Origin of the sequence: Paraglaciecola sp., from assembly GCF_051252315.1 — a bacterium.
In the GTDB taxonomy this organism is placed as follows: Bacteria; Pseudomonadota; Gammaproteobacteria; order Enterobacterales; family Alteromonadaceae; genus Paraglaciecola.
Window position 1 is genome coordinate 1 of sequence record NZ_JBPOFP010000231.1, and the last position, 2,780, is coordinate 2,780.

The 2,780-nt window shown below is 36.4% G+C and carries 3 protein-coding genes; all 3 read left to right on the forward strand.

Features of this window, described 5'->3' with window-relative positions; genetic code table 11:
• The coding region (locus ACSHXM_RS21515) for a S1 family peptidase (protein ID WP_435692430.1) at positions 1-1,151 on the forward strand (1,151 nt) is incomplete at its 5' end.
• Positions 1,142-2,098 (forward strand): FHA domain-containing protein, encoded by a 957-nt coding sequence (locus ACSHXM_RS21520; RefSeq protein WP_435692432.1) that lies wholly within the window; start codon positions 1,142-1,144, stop codon positions 2,096-2,098. The genes ACSHXM_RS21515 and ACSHXM_RS21520, both read left to right, overlap by 10 nt.
• 13 nt (positions 2,099-2,111) lie before the next feature.
• The coding region (locus ACSHXM_RS21525) for an NRDE family protein (RefSeq protein WP_435692434.1) at positions 2,112-2,780 on the forward strand (669 nt) is incomplete at its 3' end.

The window sequence follows — 2,780 nt, forward strand, 5'->3', positions numbered from 1 at the left end:
AAATTATAGATCTTGAATCTGGTAATAAATCCTCTATCGGGTCGGGATTCCAAATTGATAAAGCGGGAAACATAGTCACCAATTATCATGTTGTCTCTGAATACATTTATTATCCAGAAAGATTCAAAATTGAATATATGGATCATCTTGGCCAAGAAGGCGCACTTCAGTTAGTTGATTTAGATGTGATCAATGACTTGGCTTTGGTTCGAAAAGTCACCTTATCAGAAGAAGAAAACGCCTTTGCAATTGCACCTAATTTACCAAGTCAGGGTAGCAACATTTATTCACTGGGGAATCCCCATGACCTTGGAATGATAGTTGTTCCTGGTACTTTTAATGGCTTAAAAAAGAATAGTTTTTATCAACGTATTCATTTCACAGGTTCGATAAACCCGGGTATGAGTGGTGGCCCTGTAGTCAATGAGTTAGGTGAAGTAATGGGGGTAAATGTAGCAACCGCCGGAAATCAAATAGGCTTTTTAATTCCCTTAGCCAAGATAAATAATCTCATAGAAAATAAAGATGCCACACCACTTAAAAATGAAGAATTAAAACTACGTATCCATACTCAACTAATGGTGAATCAGCAAAGGTTATTTTCACGCTTAAAAAATCAAGCCTGGAAAACAGCCAATCTAGGCCAAGCGTCGGTACCGGCTCAAATTACTGAGTTTATTTCATGCTGGGGTGATTCAAATGCAAATGATACAGACGTTTTATTTTTGTCTGTTGAAAATCGATGCCGTTTAGATGAACAAATCTTTTTGCATTCTGGTTTAAATACGGGCGGTGTAGAGCTTGAATTTGAATGGTTAGAAGGCAAGGCACTTAGTCAGCATAGGTTCTATTCATTCTACACTGATAGCATCACTGGCGCTGGAGCTGGGAATAAGGCTGGCAAAATCGATGTAACCAATTATCGCTGCCAAGAAGATAAAGTGACAAATATCCACGGCGTGACCAGTAAAACGGTTTTGTGTTTAAGAGCCTATAAAGAATACCAGCAACTTTATGATGTACTATTTGTAGCAGCTACCTTAGATCATAAAGATAAAGGTCTTATAAGTCACTTCACACTTGCTGGAGTGGGCAAAGAATCGACCTTAGCATTTACTAAGAAATTTATGGATTCAATTGAATGGCAATAGTTTTAGAGCTTTTATCTCGTAAGAATATCCCGCTTAAACATTTTAAGTTTGAGCAAGATTATGTATGTGTAGGTAGAGATTTCAATAATGATTTGAGATTAGATGACCCTTATATTTGTCCTAGCCATATGTTGGTCGCTATCGATCCAGAATCAGGCCAACTATTGGTAAATGACTGCCAATCAACTAACGGAATTAAGGTTAATGGGAAATACGTCAATCAAGCAAATCTAACTTCTAACGATATCATTAAAATTGGCCGTACTCGATTAAGAGTCATAGATACTAAAGTCCCCTTACCTGTTGCTATGCCGCTAAGTGAACTTGAAGAAAACCTAAGTTGGCTAAATAAAATTTCGTTAGCATTTTCCTTAGTCTTAATTTGTTTAAGCTACTTGGTATTGTCTCAATATATTAATAGTGTGGAGGAGTTTAAATTAATTAATATATTACCTTCCCAGTTAGGACAGCTAGGTATGATGCTAATTTGGCCTCTGGGCATTGCCACATTAGCTAAAGTAGTAAAAAAAGAAAGTCATCTAGTCAATCAACTCAACTTGATGTTATTAGCTAGCCTTTTAGTATTTGCTCTTAATTTATTACAAAAAGTCATTATATTTAATATTCAACCTGATGGATGGTTTAGCTGGTTAGAGCTACTGGTATTCTCAGCAATAATCGTGAGCTTTACTTGGTTAAGTTTATTCATTGCTTTTCACCAACCAGATAAAAGAAGAAATTACATCACAGCTGTCATATCTTTACTTATACTTGCGCCAATACTAGCTTTGGGCTTCCTTAACGACGATGAATTTAATAGCCGTCCTAAGTATAACCCTACCTTATTGGCGCCAATTTATAACGTAACGGGGACAATTACATCAGAAGGTTTTGTAGACAAATCTCAAAAGCTATTTAACCGAGTAGATAGTCTTAGAAGTGAGTAGTTCAGACTGATAAATGTGTATTTTATTTGTAGCAATCAACCAACATAAAGACTACCCGCTAATAATTGCCGCTAATCGTGATGAATTTTTTAATCGCAAAACAGCGGAATCTCATTATTGGTCAGAGCAAAATAGTGTATTAGCAGGCAGAGACTTACAGGCAGGCGGTACATGGATGGGCATCAATAAAAAAGGACATATTGCTGCACTAACTAATATACGTAACCCTAATAAAATCAATCCTCAGGCGATAAGTCGTGGCGCTTTAGTCAGTGAATATCTAACGCACCCCAAAAGCCAATATGTTAAAACTTTGAGTCAAAACAAAGCACTCTATAACGGTTATAACCTTTTATTTGGTACTTGGGATCAGCTGTCTGTATACAATAATCATCTAGATAAGGTAGACGACCTGACAACTGGTTTTTACGGATTATCCAATGCAGATTTAAATAGCCCATGGCCTAAAATCGAAAAAGGCGTATCTAAACTCAAGCAATACTGTCAGTCTGAACATAAATTGGATTACGAGGTATTATTTGAATTATTGCTAGATAAAGTTAAGTCTGAGGATGATAGGTTACCTAAAACAGGCGTGCCAATTGAATTAGAACGGCACTTATCTTCGATATTTATTCAAGGCGAAGAATTACACTATCAAGGAGGTTCTCCAGTATTATTT